The 22,019-nt window shown below is 63.5% G+C and carries 15 protein-coding genes; 13 read left to right on the top strand and 2 right to left on the bottom strand.

The features are described 5' to 3' along the window. Positions 1–3: 3 nt before the first annotated feature. On the bottom strand, positions 4–1,569 hold the full coding sequence (locus I6F09_RS05470) for a PfkB family carbohydrate kinase (protein ID WP_050991860.1): 1,566 nt from the start codon (positions 1,567–1,569) through the stop codon (positions 4–6). 87 nt (positions 1,570–1,656) lie between these two features. Continuing rightward, complete coding sequence (locus tag I6F09_RS05465) at positions 1,657–2,673, bottom strand: SDR family oxidoreductase (protein ID WP_036041505.1); 1,017 nt, start codon at positions 2,671–2,673, stop codon at positions 1,657–1,659. A gap of 166 nt (positions 2,674–2,839) precedes the next feature. On the opposite strand from I6F09_RS05465, the gene I6F09_RS05460 reads away from it, so the two are divergent. The 13 genes from I6F09_RS05460 (at position 2,840) to I6F09_RS05400 (ending at position 21,890) form a co-directional block, all read left to right on the top strand. Continuing rightward, entirely contained in the window at positions 2,840–3,427 is a 588-nt protein-coding gene (locus tag I6F09_RS05460; RefSeq protein WP_225113231.1) for an SIS domain-containing protein, read from the top strand. A 12-nt stretch (positions 3,428–3,439) separates the two neighbouring features. Continuing rightward, positions 3,440–4,456 (top strand): lysylphosphatidylglycerol synthase transmembrane domain-containing protein, encoded by a 1,017-nt coding sequence (locus I6F09_RS05455; protein ID WP_036010988.1) that lies wholly within the window; start codon positions 3,440–3,442, stop codon positions 4,454–4,456. Positions 4,457–4,538: 82 nt separating this feature from the next. Next, the gene (locus I6F09_RS05450; RefSeq protein ID WP_109143353.1) at positions 4,539–5,807 is read left to right on the top strand and encodes a class I SAM-dependent methyltransferase; all 1,269 of its coding nucleotides are present in this window, start codon (positions 4,539–4,541) and stop codon (positions 5,805–5,807) included. Positions 5,808–6,134: 327 nt separating this feature from the next. Next, a complete protein-coding gene (gene secE, locus I6F09_RS05445) occupies positions 6,135–6,326 on the top strand; it encodes a preprotein translocase subunit SecE (RefSeq protein ID WP_036010992.1) in 192 nt (63 codons plus the stop codon). Then, the gene (gene nusG / locus I6F09_RS05440; RefSeq protein WP_018647229.1) at positions 6,326–6,880 is read left to right on the top strand and encodes a transcription termination/antitermination protein NusG; all 555 of its coding nucleotides are present in this window, start codon (positions 6,326–6,328) and stop codon (positions 6,878–6,880) included. Before secE ends, nusG begins: the two co-directional genes overlap by 1 nt. Before the next feature lie 129 nt (positions 6,881–7,009). Continuing rightward, on the top strand, positions 7,010–7,438 hold the full coding sequence (gene rplK / locus I6F09_RS05435; RefSeq protein ID WP_011088164.1) for a 50S ribosomal protein L11: 429 nt from the start codon (positions 7,010–7,012) through the stop codon (positions 7,436–7,438). 6 nt (positions 7,439–7,444) lie between these two features. Continuing rightward, positions 7,445–8,137 (top strand): 50S ribosomal protein L1, encoded by a 693-nt coding sequence (rplA, locus tag I6F09_RS05430; RefSeq protein WP_025037003.1) that lies wholly within the window; start codon positions 7,445–7,447, stop codon positions 8,135–8,137. Positions 8,138–8,227: 90 nt separating this feature from the next. Continuing rightward, positions 8,228–9,181, top strand: coding sequence for a 2-hydroxyacid dehydrogenase (locus I6F09_RS05425; protein ID WP_225187627.1), 954 nt, complete (start codon positions 8,228–8,230; stop codon positions 9,179–9,181). Positions 9,182–9,763: 582 nt separating this feature from the next. Continuing rightward, positions 9,764–10,282 (top strand): 50S ribosomal protein L10, encoded by a 519-nt coding sequence (gene rplJ / locus I6F09_RS05420; RefSeq protein ID WP_036010998.1) that lies wholly within the window; start codon positions 9,764–9,766, stop codon positions 10,280–10,282. Between the two features lie 54 nt (positions 10,283–10,336). Further along, positions 10,337–10,717 (top strand): 50S ribosomal protein L7/L12, encoded by a 381-nt coding sequence (rplL, locus tag I6F09_RS05415; protein ID WP_036027614.1) that lies wholly within the window; start codon positions 10,337–10,339, stop codon positions 10,715–10,717. 482 nt (positions 10,718–11,199) lie between these two features. Further along, positions 11,200–15,324, top strand: a complete 4,125-nt coding sequence (rpoB, locus tag I6F09_RS05410) for a DNA-directed RNA polymerase subunit beta (protein ID WP_036027612.1) — start codon at positions 11,200–11,202, stop codon at positions 15,322–15,324. A gap of 129 nt (positions 15,325–15,453) precedes the next feature. Next, positions 15,454–19,650: a DNA-directed RNA polymerase subunit beta' gene (gene rpoC / locus I6F09_RS05405; RefSeq protein WP_036011015.1), complete on the top strand. Its 4,197-nt coding sequence runs from the start codon at positions 15,454–15,456 to the stop codon at positions 19,648–19,650. A gap of 185 nt (positions 19,651–19,835) precedes the next feature. Next, positions 19,836–21,890, top strand: a complete 2,055-nt coding sequence (locus I6F09_RS05400) for an FAD-dependent oxidoreductase (protein WP_225187626.1) — start codon at positions 19,836–19,838, stop codon at positions 21,888–21,890. The last annotated feature ends 129 nt before the right edge of the window (positions 21,891–22,019 follow it).

Raw genomic sequence — 22,019 nt, 5'->3', positions numbered from 1 at the left:
GCGCTACTTCAACAACGCGGTGACGAACTTGACCAACGGCGCTTTCTCGACCGAGTTGCGGTGGCCGACGATGCCGACCTTGATCGCGCCCGCCGCATTGCCGATGAAGGCGACGTCCTCGATGTTGCCGCCGGCCGCCACCAGCGGCGCCGTGATTGTCAGGAAGGCATCGCCCGCACCGACGGTGTCGACGACGGTCTTGGTGAAAGCAGGGACGCGCGCAACGCCGGTCTTCGACGAGAAGGGGTAGCAGCCGAAGGAGCCGTGCGTGATGATCATGTTGTCGCAATCGATCTTGCGATGCAGGCCGCCCTCGATCACCGATGCGATGTCGTTGAACTTGTCGGTGGCGGCCAGGCGCGCTTCCGGTGCGTCGATGCAGATGTAATCGGCCCGCGGATACTTCGTGATCAGGTTGTAGCCGTGGTTGCCGCTGTTGCTCTGGGCGTTGACGGCCAGGAACTTGGAATTCGCGATCAAGGCGTCGATCGTGCTGGATGCGATCATGCCGTGACCGAAATCGGTGACGATGACGACGTCGGCCCCGCGGACGCGCTCGGCGGTGACGCGGTCGATCTCCGTGCGCGCGGCCTCATCGAGCGGCGTGTCGTCCATCGTATAGACTTCGAACAGCTTGTGCAGATAGCCCATCTCGACGTACCGCAGCTTGCGGGTGGTCGGACGGCCCTGAACGCGGATCGGCGTGAGCTTTACGTTCGGGCGGACATGCGCCCGAATGAACTCTTCGGGGTAGTCGTTGCCACCCAGCGTCGTGACGATCTCGACCGACTTGCAGAAGCTCGCGACGTGATTTGCCGCGGCAATGACGCCGCCGGCAAACTGCTCGCCGTTCTTGAGCAGGGTCGCGACGATGTTCTCCTTGGAGGCCTTCCCGAGCGCCGTGACGTATTGGTATTCGTCGATGATGGTGTCGCCGACCAGCACGACGTGCATGTCCTGGATCTTGTCGATCAGCTTCAGCAGGCGTTCGGCGCCGCCGCCATCGCGCACCTTCTGGAGGTAGTCGCGCAGCGGCGGATCGTAGATGTCGAAATAACGGTTCAGCAGCGACGACGAGCTGAACGTCACGTCCCGCGTGAAGACGATGCGCCCGCCGTGACGCTCGACCGCCTCGCGCTCCACTGCGATCTTGCCGGTCACGTCATCCTCGGGATTCTCGTAGTCCGAGCCCTTCACGTAGATGTCAGGGCGCACGGTATCGAGGACCGGCTCGGCGCTGGAGGTCTGATTGATGCCGACCCAGTCGACCGTGCCGAGCGCGGCCAGCATCTCGGCGCGCATGTTCTCCGGAAAGATCGGCCGTCCCGGGCCCTTGTTGACGTAACGGTCCGCGGTGATGGTCACCACGACGACGTCGGCCTCGTTGCGGGCTGCCAGGATGTGCCGGACGTGACCGAGATGCACCAGATCGAACACGCCGTGGCAGAGCGCAACGGTCAGGCCCTCAGCCTGCGCGGCGCGCGCAATCTCGCCGAGCTCCTCGATCGTCTTGATCTTCTCGTGCGGTGCCGGATGGCCGGCCGGCCTGTCTGTCGCAGCATTACCCATGTGAATGACCCAAGGCGCCGGTCGGTCTCAGTTGGCCGGCCCGGACGTGATCGGCTGGCGGCAAAATTGGGGGGTGAACGAATCTGCTCAACGGCTTGCCTTCTGCGGGGTGACCTTGTCGTCACCGAGATATTTGAACCAGTCCTTGGTGGCGTCGGCGATCTTGTCCACCGTCCAGAGCGGAGCGTCCTTGTACTGGTCCATCGACCTCAACATCGTCGCAACGCCGTCCTCGAACTTTACCTTCGGCGCCCATTTCAGGACCCGCTTGATCTTGCTGATGTCGGCGTAGGTGCAATCGGGCTCGCCCGGGCGCTTGGGAATGTGGACCTTGTCGCCGCCGAGGAGCTCGACCAGGCGGTTCACGCTGTAGGTGTTGTCCGAGCCGACATTGAAGATCTCGTGCGAGACGTCGGAGCGCGCGGCGGTCACGAAGGCATCGGCGACGTCGCTGACGAAGGTGAAGTCGCGCGTCTGCTCGCCGTCGCCGACCACCGTGAAGGGCTTGCCCGCCAGCTTCTGTGCCATGAACACGCCGAACACGGCGCCGTAGGTGCCGGTGGTGCGATGGCGCGGTCCGAACACGTTGAACAGGCGCAGCGCCACGGCGGGCAGCTTGTAGACCTGGCACCAGTGCATGACGCATTGCTCACCGAGATTCTTGGTGAGCGCGTAAGGATACATCGGCCGGATCTCGGAACTCTCCGGCGTGGGATAGACATCCGGAATGCCGTAGCAGGAGGAGGAAGCCGCATAGATGAAGCGGCTGGCGCCCGCGTGCCGCGCCGCTTCGAGAACGTTGACCGTGCCGTCGACATTGGCGCGATGATAGGGGATCGGCGATTCGATCGAGGGTACGATGTCCGCCAGCGCGGCGAGATGGAAGACCCAATCCACCCCGTGGAAATACGGTTTGATCGCGTCCAGATCGGTGACGTCAGCCCGCACGACCTTCAACTGGCTCGAACCGGCGCGTGCGGCGAGGTTTTCAGCGCGTCCGATCACGAAATTATCGAGCGCAATGACCTCATGGCCGTCATCGAGCAGGCGATCGACGAGGTGACTTCCAATGAACCCGGCGCCGCCAGTAACAATGCATTTCATAGGGAACATCCGTGACGCGAATGCCCAGCGAAATAGGCTCGCCAATGTTGAGTGAAACCCGAAAAGCCGACTATCAGCCGCCCGCAAACTTTGCAAGTATTATACCTTTGCAATCCTTGGTAATAGCCGGTATCACCCGGTAATGTTGCAATCGAGCCGTCAGCCCATGCCTGCCGAATCCGTCGATCCCGACCACAAGGCTTTCCTCGACGATTACGTGGGGCGCCTGCATCGCGCGACGGCGGTCGACGACGGTATTTTTGCGAGGATCTCCGCGACGCGCGCGTCCTGGTTACGCACGCGCGAGCAGGGCGGTCGCGTCATCTTCATCGGCAACGGCGGGTCGGCCGGCATCGCTTCGCATTTGGCGATCGATCTGGCGAAGAATGCGTCGGTGCCCGCTCTCTGCTTCAGCGATGCGAGCATGATGTCGTGCCTTGCCAACGATTACGGGTTCGAGGACTGGATCGCGCACGCCGTGCGGCTGAATGCGCGCGCCGGCGATTGCCTCGTCGCGATCAGCTCGTCGGGGCGTTCGAAGAACATCCTCAACGCGGTCACGCAGGCGCGCAAGATGAAGCTCGACGTGATCACGTTGTCGGGCATGAACGCGGACAATCCGCTGCGCAATCTCGGCGACGTCAATTTCTGGGTCGACAGCCGCAGCTACAACATTGTCGAGACCACGCACCAGTTCTGGATGATGGCCGCAATCGACCTCGTCATCGGTCGTGCGGAATATCCGGCGTCCTGAGGCGGGCATCCGATGCAGTCGCGATTCAAGCATGCGGCCCTGTTTTCGGTGAAGCTGCTGCTGTCGATCGCCGTGCTGGTCTACATCGCGCGCGGTCTCGACCTGCGCCAGCTGCGCGACCATCTCGTCTCGGTCGATCCGGTCCTGTTCGTCGTCGCGCTTGCGCTGATCTTCGTCCAGACCTTCGTGCTCAACGGCCGGTGGGAGCTGATCATGCGCGCGCTCGGCGTGTCGCTGGATTGGCTCGCCGGCTGGCGGATACTGATGACCAGCCTCTGGTTCAATCAGGTGTTGCCGTCATCGGTCGGCGGTGACGCGGTGCGGATCTGGCTGCTGCGTCAACGCAGCGTGCAGTGGCCGGAGGCGGTCAAGGGCGTTGCAGCCGACCGCTTCACGGCATTGATCGGACTGGTCGTGCTGATGGTGGCCGGATTGCCGTTTCTGTTGTCGCGCGTGTCGAATCACGCTGCGATCCTGGCGATCGGCGGACTGACGGTGGCCGGCGTCGCCGGCACGCTGGTCCTGTTGACGCTCGACCGTCTGCCGAAACGCTTCACTGCGCTTCCCGCGATCGCGAGTTTCGTGCGGTTCGGAACGCTGGTCAGGTTTTTGCTCCTGCAGTCCGAGCGCCGTGCGCTGCTGTTCGGATCGGCGCTCCTCATCCATCTCGTCACCGCCGCGGCCTGCTACACCTTGGCGCGCGGCGTCGGAGCGCAGCTCTCTGTCCTCGACGCCGGCATTCTGATTCCGCCGGTGGTGCTGTTGACGGCGGTCCCCATCTCGATCAGCGGCTGGGGCGTTCGCGAGGGAGCGATGGTCGCCTGCCTGGGTCTGGCGGGTGTGTCGTCCGAGCAGGCGCTGTCGGTATCGCTCCTGCTGGGCGCCATTAGCGTGATCATCGGGCTCGTCGGTGGCGTAATCTGGCTGGCAAGTCCGGAGCGCGGCTCGTATTCGGCCGACAAGGTGGCCAAGGCAGCGGAGGACGCGCCCGGCTACGGGCTGGGCAACGAGGCCTCGAGCCACCCATGACCCGCTTGAGCCCGTTGCCGATCTGGTCTTCACAGGGTGGGACTATCCCACTCGCGCGCGTATCTCATTCTTCGGTTGCACGATGAAAAACCTGTTCTACGTCCGCAATACTTGCCGCCTCTGTCATTCCGACAAGCAAGAGCTGGTCGTCCCGATGGCAGGCATGCCGATCGGCACGCCGAACTTCCAGGTGCCGAACGCCAGCGTCGACGATCCCGTGTTCCGCGCTGCGGTGCCGATGGCGCTGCATCTGTGCCGGGACTGCGGCCACCTCCAGATCCTCCATGTCGGCAATCCGGAGATCCAGTACCGAAACTATGTCTATACCACCTCGCTCTCACTCGGCCTGCGCGAGCATTTCGCTACCTATGCCGACGACGTCGTCAGCCGTTTCGGCATTGCGTCGGGTTCGCTGGTGGTCGAGCTCGGCAGCAATGACGGATCGCTGCTCGGCTTCTTCAAGGAGCGGGGGATGCGGGTGCTGGGTGTTGATCCCGCCGTCGACATCGCGCGGCGTGCCACGGAGGCGGGCATCGAGACCATCGGCGATTTCTTCACCGATGCCGTCGGTCGCCGCATCCTGCAGAGCCATGGCGCGGCGAGCGTCGTGATCGCCAACAACATGATCGCCAATGTCGACAATCTGGATCCGCTGGTGATCGGGGTTCGCGACGTGCTCGCGCCGGACGGATTGTTCGTCTTCGAAACGCAATACGGCGTCGACGTCACCGAGAAGAACCTGCTCGATACCGTCTATCACGAGCATCTGTCGTATTTTAACATCAAGCCGCTGATCCGTTTCTTCGCCCGGCTGGGCATGGAGCTGATCGACGTCCAGCACATCTGGACCAAGGGCGGTTCGATCCGCGTGACCGTGCAGCGCGCCGGCGGCGCCAAGAAACCGTCGGCCGAGGTCGCGCGTTTCGTTGCCGAGGAAGACCGGCTCGGCGTCGATCAGCCGGCCTATTATGTGCCGTACGTGAAGAGGATCGCCGCCATCCGTGACGAATTGGTCGCGATGGCAGATGCCGCCCATGCGCGCGGTGAGCTGGTCGCCGGCTATGGCGTCTCGGTGGGCACCACGACGCTGCTGCCGCAGTTCGGCCTGGAGAACAAGATCGACTTCCTGGTGGACGACGATCCCAACAAGGGGAAGGTGATGGCGGGCCCCGGCTATGACATCCCGATCCTGCCGCCTGCCGCTCTCTACGAGCGCAAACCCGCGTTCGTCGTGGTCTTCGCCTGGCGCTATGTCGACCCGATCCGGGCCAAGCACGCCCGCTATTTCGCCGAAGGCGGGAAGTTCGTGGTGCCGCTGCCGGGGATTTCCATGGTCGACCGGGCCGACTGACGGCTCCCGATAGCCTTGCCGGGGATGGGATGGCGCGTTCCGGGCGGTCGACAAGTCCTTGATCCACATGGCCTCTGCACGACCCTCGGGGGGAGGGCGGCCTGCCCGGGCGGACTCTCTCTACCTTGACCTTTGGCCGCATCCGCAGTAGATACCCGGCACTCGCAGCCGGCCCGTTAGACGCGGATTTCCGGCGCGGCCTTGAAATCCCCGAACAATCGAGCCCGGTTTCCGGCTCATCCTTCGAGACAGAGGGCTGGGCCAACGGCGGCTGTTCGGATCCCTGAAATTCATTTGCGTCTGTCGACGGACGCTGGACCTCAAGCGATGGCAGTCAGCCCGTTCAAGTTCTTGCAGGAAGTGCGCTCGGAGACTGCCAAGGTCACCTGGCCGACCCGCCGTGAGACCACGATCACCACCATCATGGTGTTCGTCATGGTCGCGGTGGCTTCGATCTTCTTCTTCGCCGCCGACCTGATCATTCGCTACCTCGTCACCTTCCTCCTGGGCATTCAATGATGGCAACAGCAACCGCTCAAGTGTCCGACAAGCGCTGGTACATCGTCCACGCCTATTCGAACTTCGAGAAGAAGGTCGCCGAATCGATCCGCGAGCAGGCCAAGCAGCGCGGGCTCGAGGAGCTGTTCGAGCTGGTGCTGGTTCCGACCGAGAAGGTCACGGAAGTGCGCCGCGGCCGCAAGATCGACGCCGAGCGCAAGTTCTTCCCCGGCTACGTGCTGGTGAAGATGAAGCTGACCGACGAGGCGTTCCATCTGATCAAGAACACGCCGAAGGTCACGGGCTTCCTCGGCGCCGAGAACAAGCCGATGCCGATCTCGGAAGCCGAGGCCATGCGCATCCTGCACCAGGTGCAGGAGGGCGTGGAACGGCCGAAGGCGTCGGTGTCGTTCGAGATCGGCGAGAACGTGCGCGTGGCCGACGGCCCGTTCGCCTCGTTCTCGGGTGTGGTCGAGGAGATCGATGAGGCGCGCTCGCGCGTGAAGGTCGCCGTGTCGATCTTCGGCCGCGCGACGCCGGTCGAGCTGGAATTCGGTCAGGTCGAGAAGGTCTGATCGGGTAACGCGGGAGGCTTCGGTCTCGCGCAACAAGAGGCCGTGGGAGGGAGGGGCGGTTGCCAGCCGCATCCGACCCAGACCACGAACCTGAAACCGCCGGTCCTGCCGGCACAACAGGAGTGATACATGGCAAAGAAAGTGACCGGATACCTGAAGCTTCAGGTCCCGGCCGGCGCGGCGAATCCCTCGCCCCCGATCGGTCCCGCGCTCGGTCAGCGCGGTCTCAACATCATGGAGTTCTGCAAGGCGTTCAACGCCCAGACCCAGAAGGAAGAGAAGAACACCCCGATCCCGGTGATCATCACCATCTATGCGGACCGTTCCTTCACCTTCGAGATGAAGACGCCGCCGATGTCCTACTTCCTCAAGCAGGCTGCAAAAATCCAGTCCGGCTCGAAGGCGCCGGGCCGCGACAAGGCCGGCAAGGTGACCAAGGCGCAGGTGCGCGAGATCGCCGAGAAGAAGATGAAGGACTTGAATTGCGACACCATCGAATCGGCCATGAAGATGGTCGAGGGCTCGGCCCGTTCGATGGGTCTGGAAGTTGCGGGGTAAGCGGCCATGGCAATCGGAAAGCGTTTGAACAAAGCCCGCGAAGGCATTGACCGCGAAAAGCTTTACCCGCTCGCGGACGCCATCAAGATGGTCAAGGAACGCGCGAAAGCGAAGTTCGACGAGACCATCGAGGTCGCGATCAATCTCGGCGTCGATCCGCGCCACGCCGACCAGATGGTCCGCGGTGTCGTGACCCTGCCAAACGGCACCGGCCGTACGCTCCGCGTCGGCGTGTTCGCCCGCGGCGCCAAGGCCGATGAAGCCAAGGCCGCCGGTGCCGACGTGGTCGGCGCCGAGGACCTGGTCGAGAAGGTGCAGAACGGCACGATCGATTTCGACCGCTGTATCGCCACCCCCGACATGATGCCGCTGGTCGGCCGCCTCGGTAAGGTGCTCGGCCCGCGCGGCCTGATGCCGAACCCGAAGATCGGTACCGTGACCATGGACGTCACCGGTGCGGTGAAGGGCGCCAAGGGCGGCTCGGTCGAGTTCCGCGTCGAGAAGGCCGGCATCCTGCAGGCCGGCGTCGGCAAGGCCTCGTTCTCCGAGGAGAAGCTGGTCGAGAACATCAAGGCTCTGGCTGACGCGGTCTCCAAGGCGAAGCCGGCCGGTTCCAAGGGCACCTACATCCAGCGCGTTGCAGTGTCCTCGACGATGGGCCCGGGCGTGAAGGTCGAGCCGGGCACCATTCTCGGCTGAGGTTTGGAAATTGCATGAGGCGAGGGGCGGGATCGGGCGACCGATTCCGCCCCTCGTCGTTTGTGGCGGCGCTTACCGGAAACAACAACAATGGCTGACAAGGTCCTGATCTACTCGCGCTTTCCCAAGTCGATGATGGCGCGCTTCGCCGAGCGGTTCGAGCTGCTCGACACCGGCGGCAAGCCCGTGCGGGAGGTGTTTCCGGCGGAGGAGCTGGGCGGCATCCGCGCACTGCTGACTGCTGGCGGCTCGCCACTCGGTGCGGAGGCGATGGACCTGTTTCCGAATCTCGGCGCCATCGTCTGCTATGGGACTGGCTATGATGGCGTCGACCTGAAGGCGGCGGCCAGCCGGAACATCGCGGTCGGTCACAGCCCCGGTGCCAATGCGGCTTCTGTCGCCGACATCGCGATGACCTTGATGCTGGCGACGACGCGGCGGATTTTGGTGGCCGACCAATATGTCCGCAGCGGCGATTGGGCGGCCTCGAAACAGTCGCCGATGATGCGTCCCCAGGCCGGCATGCCCGGCCGCCGCATCGGCATCTACGGCATGGGTGAGATCGGCCGCAAGATCGCCGCGCGTTGTGCTGCTTTCGAGAGCGAGGTCGGCTATTTCAGCCGCACCCGGTACGATCTGCCCTATCAGTACTTTCCGACTCTGGAGGCGCTCGCCGATTGGTGCAGCGTCCTGATGATCGCGGTGCGGGCAGGGGCCGAGACCCAACATGTCGTCAACGCCGATATCCTCAGGCGCCTCGGGCCGGACGGCTATGTCGTCAACATCTCCCGCGGCTCCGTCATCGACGAGAAGGCCCTGGTCGCGGCGCTCACCGACAAGACCATCGCGGGGGCGGGCCTCGACGTCTTCGAGAAGGAACCGCACGCGCCTGACGCCCTGACCGAACTCCCCAACGTGGTGTTCGCTCCGCATATCGGCGGCCACACCCTGGATTCGCACGTCGCCATGCAGAACTGCGTGCTGGCCAATCTGACCGCGTTCTTCGAGGGCAAACCGCTGCCGTATCGGGTCAAATCGGCCTGAATCGGTCCTTGTTGGGCCATCTCAAGCCAACCGCCAATCGATTGGAACTGGTGTGAATTTTGCTCTTGGCAAGCAGGCTCCGAGCGGTTAAAGAACCGCCTCCGGACGTGCCGGCCTCGGCTGGCGCGTTCGTGCACGCATTCCGAAAACCCGACACGACAGGAGATCATTCCTTTTCAGGACGTCCGTGAGGATTTGCCCGAAAAGGAAGGAAGATCCGTCTTTTGGCAGGGATGCGGGCAGAGGTCGGGCGGTTCGCCGGCTGACCTCGTCCTGTCCAAGACTGCAGGCGCCCGCGGGGAATCTCGATTCCTCAACGGCTTAATCGCATTGCCTGCATAGACGGGTGAAGACCGGATTTCACTTCGCATCCAGCTTTAAGGGCTGGTTTTGCGAAACGGGTCTGGTTCGGACCTCGACACGCCGTGGGCCCTTGGGCTCCCGGAGGGCAGGCTTTGAATTGTCGTCTTGCCCGGCGTGTCCGATGGGTTTTTGACCCGGAGGTTCAGGTTTGGGCGGGACGATGGGTGCAACCCGGCGGTCCCGCTTCTCGCGATGACCGCCAACCGGAGAGAGCTTGCTGTGGAACGAGCGGCAAAAAAAGAAGCGGTCGAACAGCTCAACGAGGTCTTCAAGACCACGAGCGTCGCGATCGTTGCTCAATATTCCGGCCTCACCGTCGCCCAGATGCAGAAGCTGCGCCAGCAGATGAAGCAGGCGGGTGCCGCGGTGAAGGTCTCGAAGAACCGTCTCGCCAAAATTGCTCTTGAAGGCACTGACGTCGTTGCCATCGGCCCCATGCTGAAGGGGCCGACCGTGATCGCGACTTCGAACGATCCGGTAGCGGCGCCAAAGGTCGCCATCGAATTCGCCAAGGCGAACGAAAAGTTCGTCATCGTCGGCGGATCGATGGGGAAGACCGTCCTGAATGTCGACGGCGTGAAGGCGCTTGCCTCGCTGCCGTCGCTTGACGAACTGCGCGGCAAGATCGTCGGCCTCATCGTGGCCCCGGCGACCAAGCTGGCCCAGCTCGCCAACGCGCCCGCGGGCAAGCTCGCGCGCGTCATCCAGGCTCATGCCTCAAAGGGCGAAGCGGCCTGACGCCCTTCGCAAAACTCAAACCCGAACCAGACTTACAGTTAAGGAAACTGAACAATGGCTGACCTGCAGAAGATCGTTGACGACCTCTCGAGCCTGACCGTGCTCGAAGCTGCCGAACTCGCGAAGCTCCTCGAAGAGAAGTGGGGCGTTTCGGCTGCCGCGGCTGTCGCCGTGGCCGGCCCGGCCGCTGGCGGCGGCGGTGCTGCCGCTCCGGCGGAAGAGAAGACCGAGTTCACGGTCGTTCTCGCCAGCGCCGGCGACAAGAAGATCGAGGTCATCAAGGAAGTCCGCGCCATCACCGGTCTCGGCCTGAAGGAAGCAAAGGACCTCGTCGAGGGTGCTCCGAAGCCGCTGAAGGAAGGCGTGAACAAGGACGAAGCCGACAAGATCAAGGCCCAGCTCGAGAAGGCTGGCGCCAAGGTCGAGCTCAAGTAAGCACTGCTTACTGGCGGGATCCCGGGCGGGCAACGGCTCTGCCCGGGATCCTGGTCCCCTTCGAGAGGGTGGACCGGAATGCAAAAGGCGTGCGACGGAACGATCCGACGCAGGCCAAACACGAAAAAGTGTGGGGATTTGAGGGTTTGACCCTCGAATCTGCACTATTGTCGCCCCATATCGGGTCGGCAGCACGAAAGCGCGGTGGGCAGGGATGCCGGATTTCCCTGTAAGCCGTTGGGAGAGCAGGCTATTTCGGGCTTTTGCAGTCCGTGAAGATGATCGTTGTGACGGGCGGGCGCGCATCTGCGCCCCGCGCGTCGTTTTGCGTTTTGAAGGTCTGAAGAACAGATTCAGGACATCGGCGCCTGAAACTGCGTCTCCGGCCCCCCAAGACGGGTTCGAAAATTCAACCCGGAAAGCGGTGGCAGCCGCGGTCCGGACGGTGCGCCCAGGGCGGGCGACGAAAATGAGAGGCCACGATGGCGCAGCAGACATTCACCGGTCGCAAACGCGTTCGCAAGTTCTTCGGACACATCAAGGAAGTCGCCGAGATGCCGAACCTCATCGAGGTTCAGAAGGCGTCCTATGACCAGTTCCTGATGGTGGACGAACCCCAGGGCGGACGTCTCGACGAGGGTCTGCAGGCGGTGTTCCGCTCGGTGTTTCCGATCTCCGACTTCTCCGGCACCTCGATGCTGGAATTCGTCCGCTACGAGTTCGAGCAGCCGAAATACGACGTCGACGAGTGCCGCCAGCGCGGCATGACCTTCGCTGCGCCCCTCAAGGTGACGCTGCGCCTCATCGTGTTCGATATCGACGAGGAAACCGGCGCGAAGTCGGTGAAGGACATCAAGGAGCAGGACGTCTACATGGGCGACATCCCGCTCATGACGATGAACGGCACCTTCATCGTCAACGGCACCGAGCGCGTCATCGTCTCGCAGATGCACCGTTCGCCCGGCGTGTTCTTCGACCACGACAAGGGCAAGACCCATTCCTCGGGCAAGCTGCTGTTCGCCGCCCGCGTCATCCCCTATCGCGGTTCCTGGCTCGACATCGAGTTCGACGCCAAGGACATCGTCTATGCGCGTATCGACCGTCGCCGCAAGATTCCGGTGACGTCGCTGATGTTCGCCCTAGGCCTCGACGGCGAGGCGATCCTGTCCACGTTCTACAAGAAGATTCTCTACAAGCGGACCAAGGAAGGCTGGCGCGTTCCGTTCGACGCCAACCGCTTCCGCGGCTACTCCACGGTCAACGACCTGATCGATGCCGACACCGGCAAGGTCGTGCTCGAGGCCGGCAAGAAGCTCACCGTCCGCGCCGCCCGCCAGCTCCAGGAGAAGGGGCTGAAGGCGCTGCGCATGGCCGACGAGGAGCTGGTCGGCAATTACGTCGCCGAGGATCTCGTCAACCCCAAGACCGGTGAGATCCACGCCGAGGCCGGTGAGGAGATCACCGACAAGCTGATGAAGGCGCTCAACGAGCAGGGCTACAAAGAACTGCCGCTGCTCGACATCGACCACGTCAATGTCGGCCCCTACATCCGCAACACGCTCTCGGCCGACAAGAACATGACGCGCGAGGACGCGCTGTTCGACATCTACCGCGTGATGCGTCCGGGCGAGCCGCCAACGCTGGAATCGGCGCAGGCCATGTTCCAGTCGCTGTTCTTCGACGCCGAGCGCTACGACCTCTCCGCGGTCGGCCGCGTCAAGATGAACATGCGCCTCGACCTCGATGCGCCCGACACCCAGCGCACGCTGCGCAAGGAGGACATCCTCTCCGTCATCAAGACGCTGGTGGATCTGCGCGACGGCAAGGGCGAGATCGACGACATCGACCATCTCGGCAACCGCCGCGTGCGTTCGGTCGGCGAGCTCATGGAGAACCAGTACCGCATCGGCCTGTTGCGCATGGAGCGCGCGATCAAGGAGCGCATGTCCTCCGTCGACATCGACACGGTCATGCCGCAGGACCTGATCAACGCCAAGCCGGCCGCCGCCGCGGTGCGCGAGTTCTTCGGCTCCTCGCAGCTCTCGCAGTTCATGGACCAGACCAACCCGCTCAGCGAGATCACCCACAAGCGCCGCCTCTCGGCGCTTGGACCGGGCGGTCTCACCCGCGAGCGCGCTGGCTTCGAGGTGCGCGACGTGCACCCGACGCATTACGGCCGCATCTGCCCGATCGAGACGCCGGAAGGTCCGAACATCGGCCTGATCAACTCGCTCGCGACCTTCGCGCGCGTGAACAAGTACGGCTTCGTCGAGACGCCGTATCGCAAGGTCAAGGATGGCCGTGTCACCGACGAGGTCGTGTACCTGTCGGCGATGGAGGAAGGGCGCTATTCCGTGGCCCAGGCCAACGTGCCGGTCGACGCCAAGGGCCGCTTCACCGAAGACCTCGTGGTCTGCCGTTCGAGCGGCACCCGCGACGTCGTGCCGATGACGCCCGACAAGGTCGACTACATGGACGTGTCGCCGAAGCAGCTCGTTTCGGTCGCCGCGGCGCTGATCCCGTTCCTCGAGAACGACGACGCCAACCGCGCGCTGATGGGCTCGAACATGCAGCGCCAGGCGGTGCCGCTGGTTCGCGCCGAGGCGCCGTTCGTCGGCACCGGCATGGAGGGCGTGGTTGCCCGTGACTCGGGCGCTGCGATCGCGGCGCGCCGTTCGGGCGTGATCGACCAGATCGATGCGACCCGCGTCGTCATCCGCGCCACGGAAGATCTCGATCCGACCAAGTCGGGCGTCGATATCTACCGCCTCATGAAGTACCAGCGCTCGAACCAGTCGACCTGCATCAACCAGCGTCCGCTGGTGAAGGTCGGCGACGTCGTCAGGAAGGGCGACATCATCGCCGACGGTCCTTCGACCGATCTCGGCGAGCTCGCGCTCGGCCGCAACGTGCTGGTCGCGTTCATGCCGTGGAACGGCTACAACTTCGAAGACTCGATCCTGCTCTCCGAGCGGATCGTGAAGGAGGACGTCTTCACCTCGATCCACATCGAGGAGTTCGAGGTGATGGCCCGCGACACCAAGCTCGGACCTGAGGAAATCACCCGCGACATTCCGAACGTCTCGGAAGAAGCGCTGAAGAACCTCGACGAAGCCGGTATCGTCTACATCGGCGCGGAAGTGCGCGCCGGCGACATCCTGGTCGGCAAGATCACGCCGAAGGGCGAAAGCCCGATGACGCCGGAAGAGAAGCTGCTGCGCGCCATCTTCGGCGAGAAGGCCTCCGACGTCCGCGACACCTCGCTGCGCGTTCCCCCGGGCGTGCAGGGCACCATCGTCGAAGTGCGCGTGTTCAACCGCCACGGCGTCGACAAGGACGAGCGTGCGCTGGCGATCGAGCGGGAGGAGATCGAGCGCCTCGCCAAGGACCGCGACGACGAGCAGGCGATCCTGGACCGCAACGTCTACAACCGTCTTGCCGAGCTGCTCGAGGGGCGGCAGGGCATTGCAGGTCCCAAGGGCTTCAAGAAGGACACCAAGATCACCCGTGCGGTGCTCGAGGAGTATCCGAAGTCGCAATGGTGGCTGTTCGCTTCGCCGAACGACAAGCTGATGGCCGAGATCGAGGCCATGCGGAAGCAGTACGACGAGTCGAAGAAGGGACTGGAACAGCGCTTCCTCGACAAGGTCGAGAAGCTTCAGCGCGGTGACGAATTGCCGCCCGGCGTGATGAAGATGGTCAAGGTCTTCGTCGCGGTGAAGCGCAAGATCCAGCCCGGCGACAAGATGGCCGGCCGCCACGGCAACAAGGGCGTGGTGTCGAAGATCGTGCCGATCGAGGACATGCCGTTCCTCGAAGACGGCACGCATGCCGACATCGTGCTCAATCCGCTCGGCGTGCCTTCGCGCATGAACGTCGGACAGATCCTCGAGACCCATCTCGGCTGGGCCTGCGCCGGCCTCGGCAAGCGTATCGGCCAGACCGTCGATGCGTACCTGTCGAAGCAGGACATCAAGCCGCTGAAGGAGACCTTGAAGAAGGTCTACGGCGAGGACGAGACGATCAAGTCGCTCAACGACAACGAGCTGCTCGAACTCGGCCATAACCTCAGCCGCGGCGTGCCGATCGCAACCCCGGTGTTCGACGGTGCCAAGGAAGCCGATATCGAGGAGATGCTGAAGCTCGCCGGTCTCGACGCTTCGGGTCAGTCGACCGTCTATGACGGCCGCACCGGCGATCCGTTCGATCGCAAGGTGACGGTGGGCTACATCTACATGCTCAAGCTGCACCATCTGGTCGACGACAAGATCCATGCGCGTTCGATCGGTCCGTACTCGCTCGTCACCCAGCAGCCGCTGGGCGGCAAGGCGCAGTTCGGCGGCCAGCGCTTCGGCGAAATGGAGGTGTGGGCGCTCGAGGCTTACGGCGCGGCGTACACGCTCCAGGAGATGCTGACGGTGAAGTCGGACGACGTCGCCGGCCGTACCAAGGTGTACGAGGCGATCGTGCGCGGCGACGACACGTTCGAGGCCGGTATTCCGGAATCGTTCAACGTGCTGGTCAAGGAAATGCGCTCGCTCGGCCTCAACGTCGACCTGCACAACTCCAAGATGGGACCGGCGCCGACGTCGGAAGCGGCCGAGTAATTCGACCTGTCATGCCCGGCCTTCGCGGCCGGGCATCGGCGCCCCGCCCGAGGCCTTGAGGGCAGGGCGCCATGCAGAAGTGATTTTCGAATTTGCGGCCGGAGGCGACCGGCACGCGAGGAGAAGACGATGAACCAAGAAATTATGAATCTCTTCAATCCGACGACGCCGGCTCAGGTCTTCGACCAGATCCGGATCTCGATCGCGTCTCCAGAGAAGATTCTGTCCTGGTCCTACGGCGAGATCAAGAAGCCGGAGACCATCAACTATCGTACCTTCAAACCCGAGCGCGACGGCCTGTTCTGCGCCCGCATCTTCGGGCCGATCAAGGACTACGAGTGCTTGTGCGGCAAGTACAAGCGCATGAAGTACAAGGGCATCATCTGCGAGAAGTGCTCGGTCGAGGTCACGCTGTCGCGCGTCCGGCGCGAGCGCATGGGTCATATCGAGCTCGCAGCCCCCGTCGCTCACATCTGGTTCCTGAAGTCGCTGCCCTCGCGCATCGGCCTCCTGCTCGACATGACGCTGAAGGATCTCGAGCGGATCCTCTACTTCGAATATTACGTCGTGCTCGAGCCGGGCCTCACCGCGCTGAAGGACCGTCAGCTGCTGTCGGAAGACGAGTATCTGAAGGCGCAGGACGAGTACGGCCAGGACAGCTTCACCGCCATGATCGGCGCCGAGGCGATCCGCGAGCTGCTCAAGGGCATGGACCTCGAGAAGCTCGAGGCCTCGCTGCGTGCCGAGATGCAGGAGACCGACTCCGACATCAAGCACAAGAAGCTCGCCAAGCGTCTGAAGATCGTGGAAGCGTTCCGCCATTCCGGCAACAAGCCGGAATGGATGATCATGACCGTGATCCCGGTGATTCCGCCGGACCTGCGTCCGCTGGTGCCGCTGGACGGCGGCCGTTTCGCGACCTCTGATCTCAACGACCTCTATCGCCGCGTCATCAACCGCAACAACCGCTTGAAGCGGCTGATGGAGCTGCGCGCGCCCGACATCATCATCCGCAACGAGAAGCGCATGCTTCAGGAAGCGGTCGATGCGCTGTTCGACAACGGCCGCCGCGGCCGCGTCATCACCGGCGCCAACAAGCGTCCGCTGAAGTCGCTCGCCGACATGCTCAAGGGCAAGCAGGGCCGCTTCCGCCAGAACCTGCTCGGCAAGCGCGTCGACTATTCGGGCCGTTCGGTGATCGTGGTCGGTCCCGAGCTGCGCCTGCATCAGTGCGGCCTGCCGAAGAAGATGGCGCTCGAGCTGTTCAAGCCGTTCATCTATTCGCGGCTCGACGCCAAGGGCCTGTCCACCACCGTGAAGCAGGCCAAGAAGCTGGTCGAGAAGGAACGGCCCGAGGTCTGGGACATCCTGGACGAGGTGATCCGCGAGCATCCGGTGCTGCTCAACCGCGCCCCGACGCTGCACCGCCTCGGCATTCAGGCATTCGAGCCCGTGCTGATCGAGGGCAAGGCGATCCAGCTTCACCCGCTGGTCTGCTCCGCGTTCAACGCCGACTTCGACGGCGACCAGATGGCCGTGCACGTTCCGCTGTCGCTCGAAGCGCAGCTGGAAGCGCGCGTCCTGATGATGTCGACCAACAACATCCTGCATCCGGCGAACGGCCAGCCGATCATCGTGCCGTCGCAGGACATCGTGCTCGGTCTGTACTACGTCTCGATCATGCGCGAAGGTCTGCCCGGCGAGGGCAAGGTGTTCGGCGACATGGCCGAGCTCGAGCATGCGCTGCACGCGAAGGTCATCCACCTCCACACCAAGATCAAGTACCGGTGGGAAGGCATGGACGAGACCGGCAAGGTCTCCAAGCGCTGGATCGAGACCACCGCCGGCCGCGTCATGCTCGGCAATCTGCTGCCGAAGAACCCGCGCATCTCCTACGAGATCATCAACAAGCTGATGACCAAGCGCGAGATCTCCGGCGTCATCGACCAGGTCTACCGCCACTGCGGCCAGAAGGAGACGGTGATCTTCTGCGACCGCATCATGGCGCTCGGCTTCTACAACGCGTTCAAGGCCGGCATCTCGTTCGGCAAGGACGACATGGTCGTGCCGCACGGCAAGTGGAAGATCGTCGACACCACTCGTACGCTGGCGAAGGATTTCGAGCAGCAGTACAACGACGGCCTGATCACCCATGGCGAGAAGTACAACAAGGTCGTCGACGCCTGGTCGAAGGCCACGGAAGAAATCGCCAAGGCGATGATGAAGGAGATCTCCGCCACCAAGAAGACGGCGAGCGGAGCCGACGCCGACATCAACTCGATCTACATGATGGCTCACTCCGGTGCCCGCGGTTCGCCGGCCCAGATGCGCCAGCTCGCCGGCATGCGCGGCCTGATGGCCAAGCCGTCGGGCGAGATCATCGAGACGCCGATCATCTCGAACTTCAAGGAAGGCCTCTCGGTGCTCGAGTACTTCAACTCGACCCACGGCGCCCGCAAGGGCCTCGCGGACACCGCGTTGAAGACCGCGAACTCCGGCTACCTGACCCGTCGTCTCGTCGACGTGGCGCAGGACTGCATCATCACGCAGAGCGACTGCGGCACCAAGCTCGGCATCAAGATGCGCGCCATCGTCGACGCCGGTACCGTGGTCGCCTCGCTCGGCTCGCGCATCCTCGGACGCACGGCCTGCGAAGACGTGCGTGACAGCTCGGGCCAGGTGATCGTCAAGCGCGATACGCTGATGGAAGAGAGCCACGTGGATGCCATCCATCAGGCCGGCATCCAGGAGGTGAAGATCCGCTCGGCGCTGACCTGCGAGCTCGTCAACGGCATCTGCGGCAAGTGCTACGGCCGCGACCTCGCCCGCGGCACGCCGGTCAACCACGGCGAAGCGGTTGGCGTCATCGCGGCGCAGTCGATCGGCGAGCCGGGCACCCAGCTCACCATGCGCACCTTCCACATCGGCGGTGCGGCGCAGCTCAACGAGCAGTCCTTCGTCGAAGCCAACTTCGACGGCAAGATCGTGATCAGGAACAAGGCCATCGCCCGCAACAGCGAAGGTCACCTGATCGCGATGGTGCGCAACATGGTTGTCGCGATCGTCGATGCCGACGGCACCGAGCGTGCGACGCACCGTATCCAGTACGGTTCGCGTCTGCACGTCGACGAGGGCGACATGGTCAAGCGCGGCCAGCGCATCGTCGAATGGGATCCCTACACCCGTCCGCTGCTCACCGAGGTCGAAGGAACCATCGGCTTCGAGGATCTGGTCGAGGGGCAGTCGATCTCGGAAACGCTCGACGAGGCCACCGGTATCGCCAAGCGCGTGGTCATCGACTGGCGTTCGACGCGCGGCGGCTCGGACCTGCGTCCGGCCATCGTGGTGAAGGGCAAGGACGGCAAGGTGCTCAAGCTCGCCCGTGGCGGCGATGCCCGCTACATGCTGTCGGTCGACGCCATTCTCTCGGTCGACATCGGAGCCAAGGTCCAGCCGGGCGACATCCTCGCCCGTGTCTCGACCGAAAGCGCCAAGACGCGTGACATCACCGGCGGTCTGCCGCGGGTGGCGGAACTGTTCGAGGCTCGGCGCCCGAAGGATGCGGCGATCATCGCCGAAATCGCGGGCACCATCCGGTTCGGGCGCGACTACAAGAACAAGCGTCGCATCTCGATCGAGCCGATGGACAAGACCGACGAGCCGCGCGAGTACCTGATCCCGAAGGGCAAGCACATCCACCTTCAGGACGGCGACGTCGTCGAAAAGGGCGACTTCATCGTGGAAGGCAACCCGGCGCCGCACGACATCCTCGCGGTCAAGGGCATCGAGGAGCTCGCTGCCTATCTGGTCAACGAGATCCAGGAGGTCTACCGGCTGCAGGGCGTGCTCATCAACGACAAGCACATCGAGGTGATTGTCCGTCAGATGCTCCAGAAGGTGGAAATCACCGACCAGGGCGACACGGACATGATCTCCGGCGAGCAGGTCGACAAGATCGAGTTCGACGCGCTGAACGTGAAGGCCAAGGAAGAGGGCAAGAAGCCCGCCACGGGAACGCCGGTTCTGCTCGGCATCACCAAGGCGAGCCTCCAGACCCGCTCCTTCTTCTCGGCGGCATCGTTCCAGGAGACCACCCGCGTCCTCACCGAGGCGGCGGTCAACGGCAAGATCGATCCGCTCGAAGGCCTCAAGGAGAACGTCATCGTCGGCCGGCTGATCCCGGCGGGCACCGGCGCCTCCATGGCCAAGATCCGCGAAGTCGCCATGAAGCGCGACAAGCTGATCCTGGACGAGCGCGAGAAGCAGGCCGCCGTCGTGTCGCCGGCGCCGGAAGCCGAGCTTCCTGCGCTGCCGCCCGCGGAGTGATCGTTCATCCGTAGGAATACCGAGGACAATGAAAAGGCCGGCTTTTGCCGGCCTTTTTGCTGCTTTGTTGCGATGCGGGATCAACCTTTGTTCATCTTTCCTTCAGCCGCAAAAGCGCTTGTGCTATGGCGCCTTAGACCGGTGGTCCCGCCAAGGGGGCAGGGCCGGAAGACCACGGAACTCTCATGCTTGATCTCGCAATCGTAGGCGGCGGCCCCGGCGGGCTGATGAGCGCCTGGTACCTGAAGCGCAAGCTCGGCGACCTCTGCCGCGTCACCATCTACGAGGCCTCCGACAGGCTTGGCGGAAAGATCGCCACCCGCAAGTTCGATTCGGCGCCCGCGATGTACGAGGCCGGCGTTGCCGAGATCTACGACTACTCGATGACGGGCCCGGACCCGCTGCGCGAGCTGATCCAGCATTTCGGCCTTCAGACCATTCCGATGGATGCCGAGCAGGTGCAGTTCGGCGGTGAGCTGCTCAACGACGTTCCCGGCATGCGCCGCAAATACGGCGCCAGGACTGCCGCCGCGATCGAAGCCTTCCGCAAGCGCTGCGCCGAGGTGATGTCGCCGGTGGAATATTACGAGGGCGTCGGCGCGCACGACAACGAACATCCCTGGGCCTACAAGACCGCCGAGCAGGTGCTCGACGAGGAGGTCGAGGACGTCACCGCAAAGCGCTTCTTCAAGGTGATGGCGCGTTCCGACATCGCGACCGAGAGCCACAACACCAACGGGCTCAACGCGCTCAAGAACTATCTGATGGACGTCGACGGCTATATCGGCCTCTATTCCATCCAGAACGGCAACGAGCAGCTGATCGAATGCCTGCAGTCGGAGGTCAATGCCGACATCCAGCTCAATCACCGCGTGCTCACCGTCGGCAGGGCGCCGACCGGCCGGTATCAGCTCAAGATGATGAACGGCAAGGGGCCGGAGACCCGTGACTTCGATCTCGTGCTGGTCTGCCTGCCGCATTCCTGGCTCGCCACTCTCGGCTGGGAGGGCGAGCAGCTGCGCAGGTCGATGGTCAAGCACGTCGCCTATTTCGACCGGCCCGCGCACTATCTGCGCGTCTCGATCCTGTTCGACGAGCCGTTCTGGGGCGACAAGATTCCGGGCGCCTGGTTCATGTCGGAAGCCTTCGGCGGCTGCTGCGTCTACAACGAGGGCGCACGTCACGACGTCGGCAAGCATGGTGTTCTGAACTGGCTCATTCCCGGCTCCGATGCGCTGGCTTTTGCCAATCTGTCGGACCAGGAGCTGATCGAGGCCGCCCTGAAATCGCTCCCAGCTTCTCTCGGCGATGCGCGTCTGCACTTCATGGAAGGCAAGATCCACCGCTGGCTGTCCTCGGTGAACGCGCTGCCTGGTGGTTTGCCCGCGCGCGACGTCATGACCAATCACCGGCCCGAGCCGAAGGAGCACCCCGGCATCGTGGTGGTTGGCGACTATCTGTTCGATTCGACGCTCAACGGCCTCCTCGATTCCTCGGACGCGGCGACCGACATCATCCTGACCGAGATGATGCGCCTGCGCCGCCAGCGCGCGCAGGACGACAAGCCGCTCTCGGACAAGATCGATCGCAAATATTTCGAGAATTATCGCGGTCTCGGCCCCTATCATCAGGCGTGGCGGCACTTCACCGATCCCGACTACCTGACGAAGCTGATCGGCATCGTCTGGGGCAGGGCGGCGGGCGCCAAGCTGCTGGTCGCGGGCTCCGCCAGCGGCGAACTGGTCGGCGCCCTGCGCGATCGCGGCATCGATGCATGGGGAATCGAGAACAACCGCGCGATCCACGCCAGGACGCCGAAATCGCTGAAGAAGTACAACAAGCTCGGCACGATCACCGACATGCCGTTCAAGGACGGCACGTTCGACTTCGTGTTCGAGACCAGCCTCTGCCACGTTTCCCCGAAGCAAGTGGTCCGCGCGATCCGCGAGCTCAACCGCGTGGTCAAGACCGGCCTCGTGTTCGGCTCCATCACCTCGGACATGGCGCCGGCATTGATCGACCGCTACGACCTCTTGCGCGGAGTCAAAAAGCTCGGCACCTGGTGGGAATGGTCCGAACTGTTCTTCGGCAACGGCTTCGACCTATCGATGCACCGCAAGGATTGCACCGATGCGCTGTGGGAGGCGACGCTCGCCGCCAACAAGGGGCCGGGGCAGTGGTACGCCGACGCGGACAGCTTGCGCTATTCCTTCTTCGACAAGGTCGAGGACGAGGACTAGCCTGGGGGACGCCAACCGAATTCGCCAATTGTTTTGCCGAATTCATCTTGATCGCATAGAATCGGTGCAATAGCGGTTGCCGCTATTTCCTGCGTTCTCTGCGGTCATGCCGGCCGTCAGCATCGGTTG

Source organism: Bradyrhizobium sp. IC3195 (assembly GCF_020193585.1).
Lineage (GTDB): Bacteria > Pseudomonadota > Alphaproteobacteria > Rhizobiales > Xanthobacteraceae > Bradyrhizobium > Bradyrhizobium yuanmingense.
This window is presented reverse-complemented; position numbering and strand designations above follow the sequence as displayed.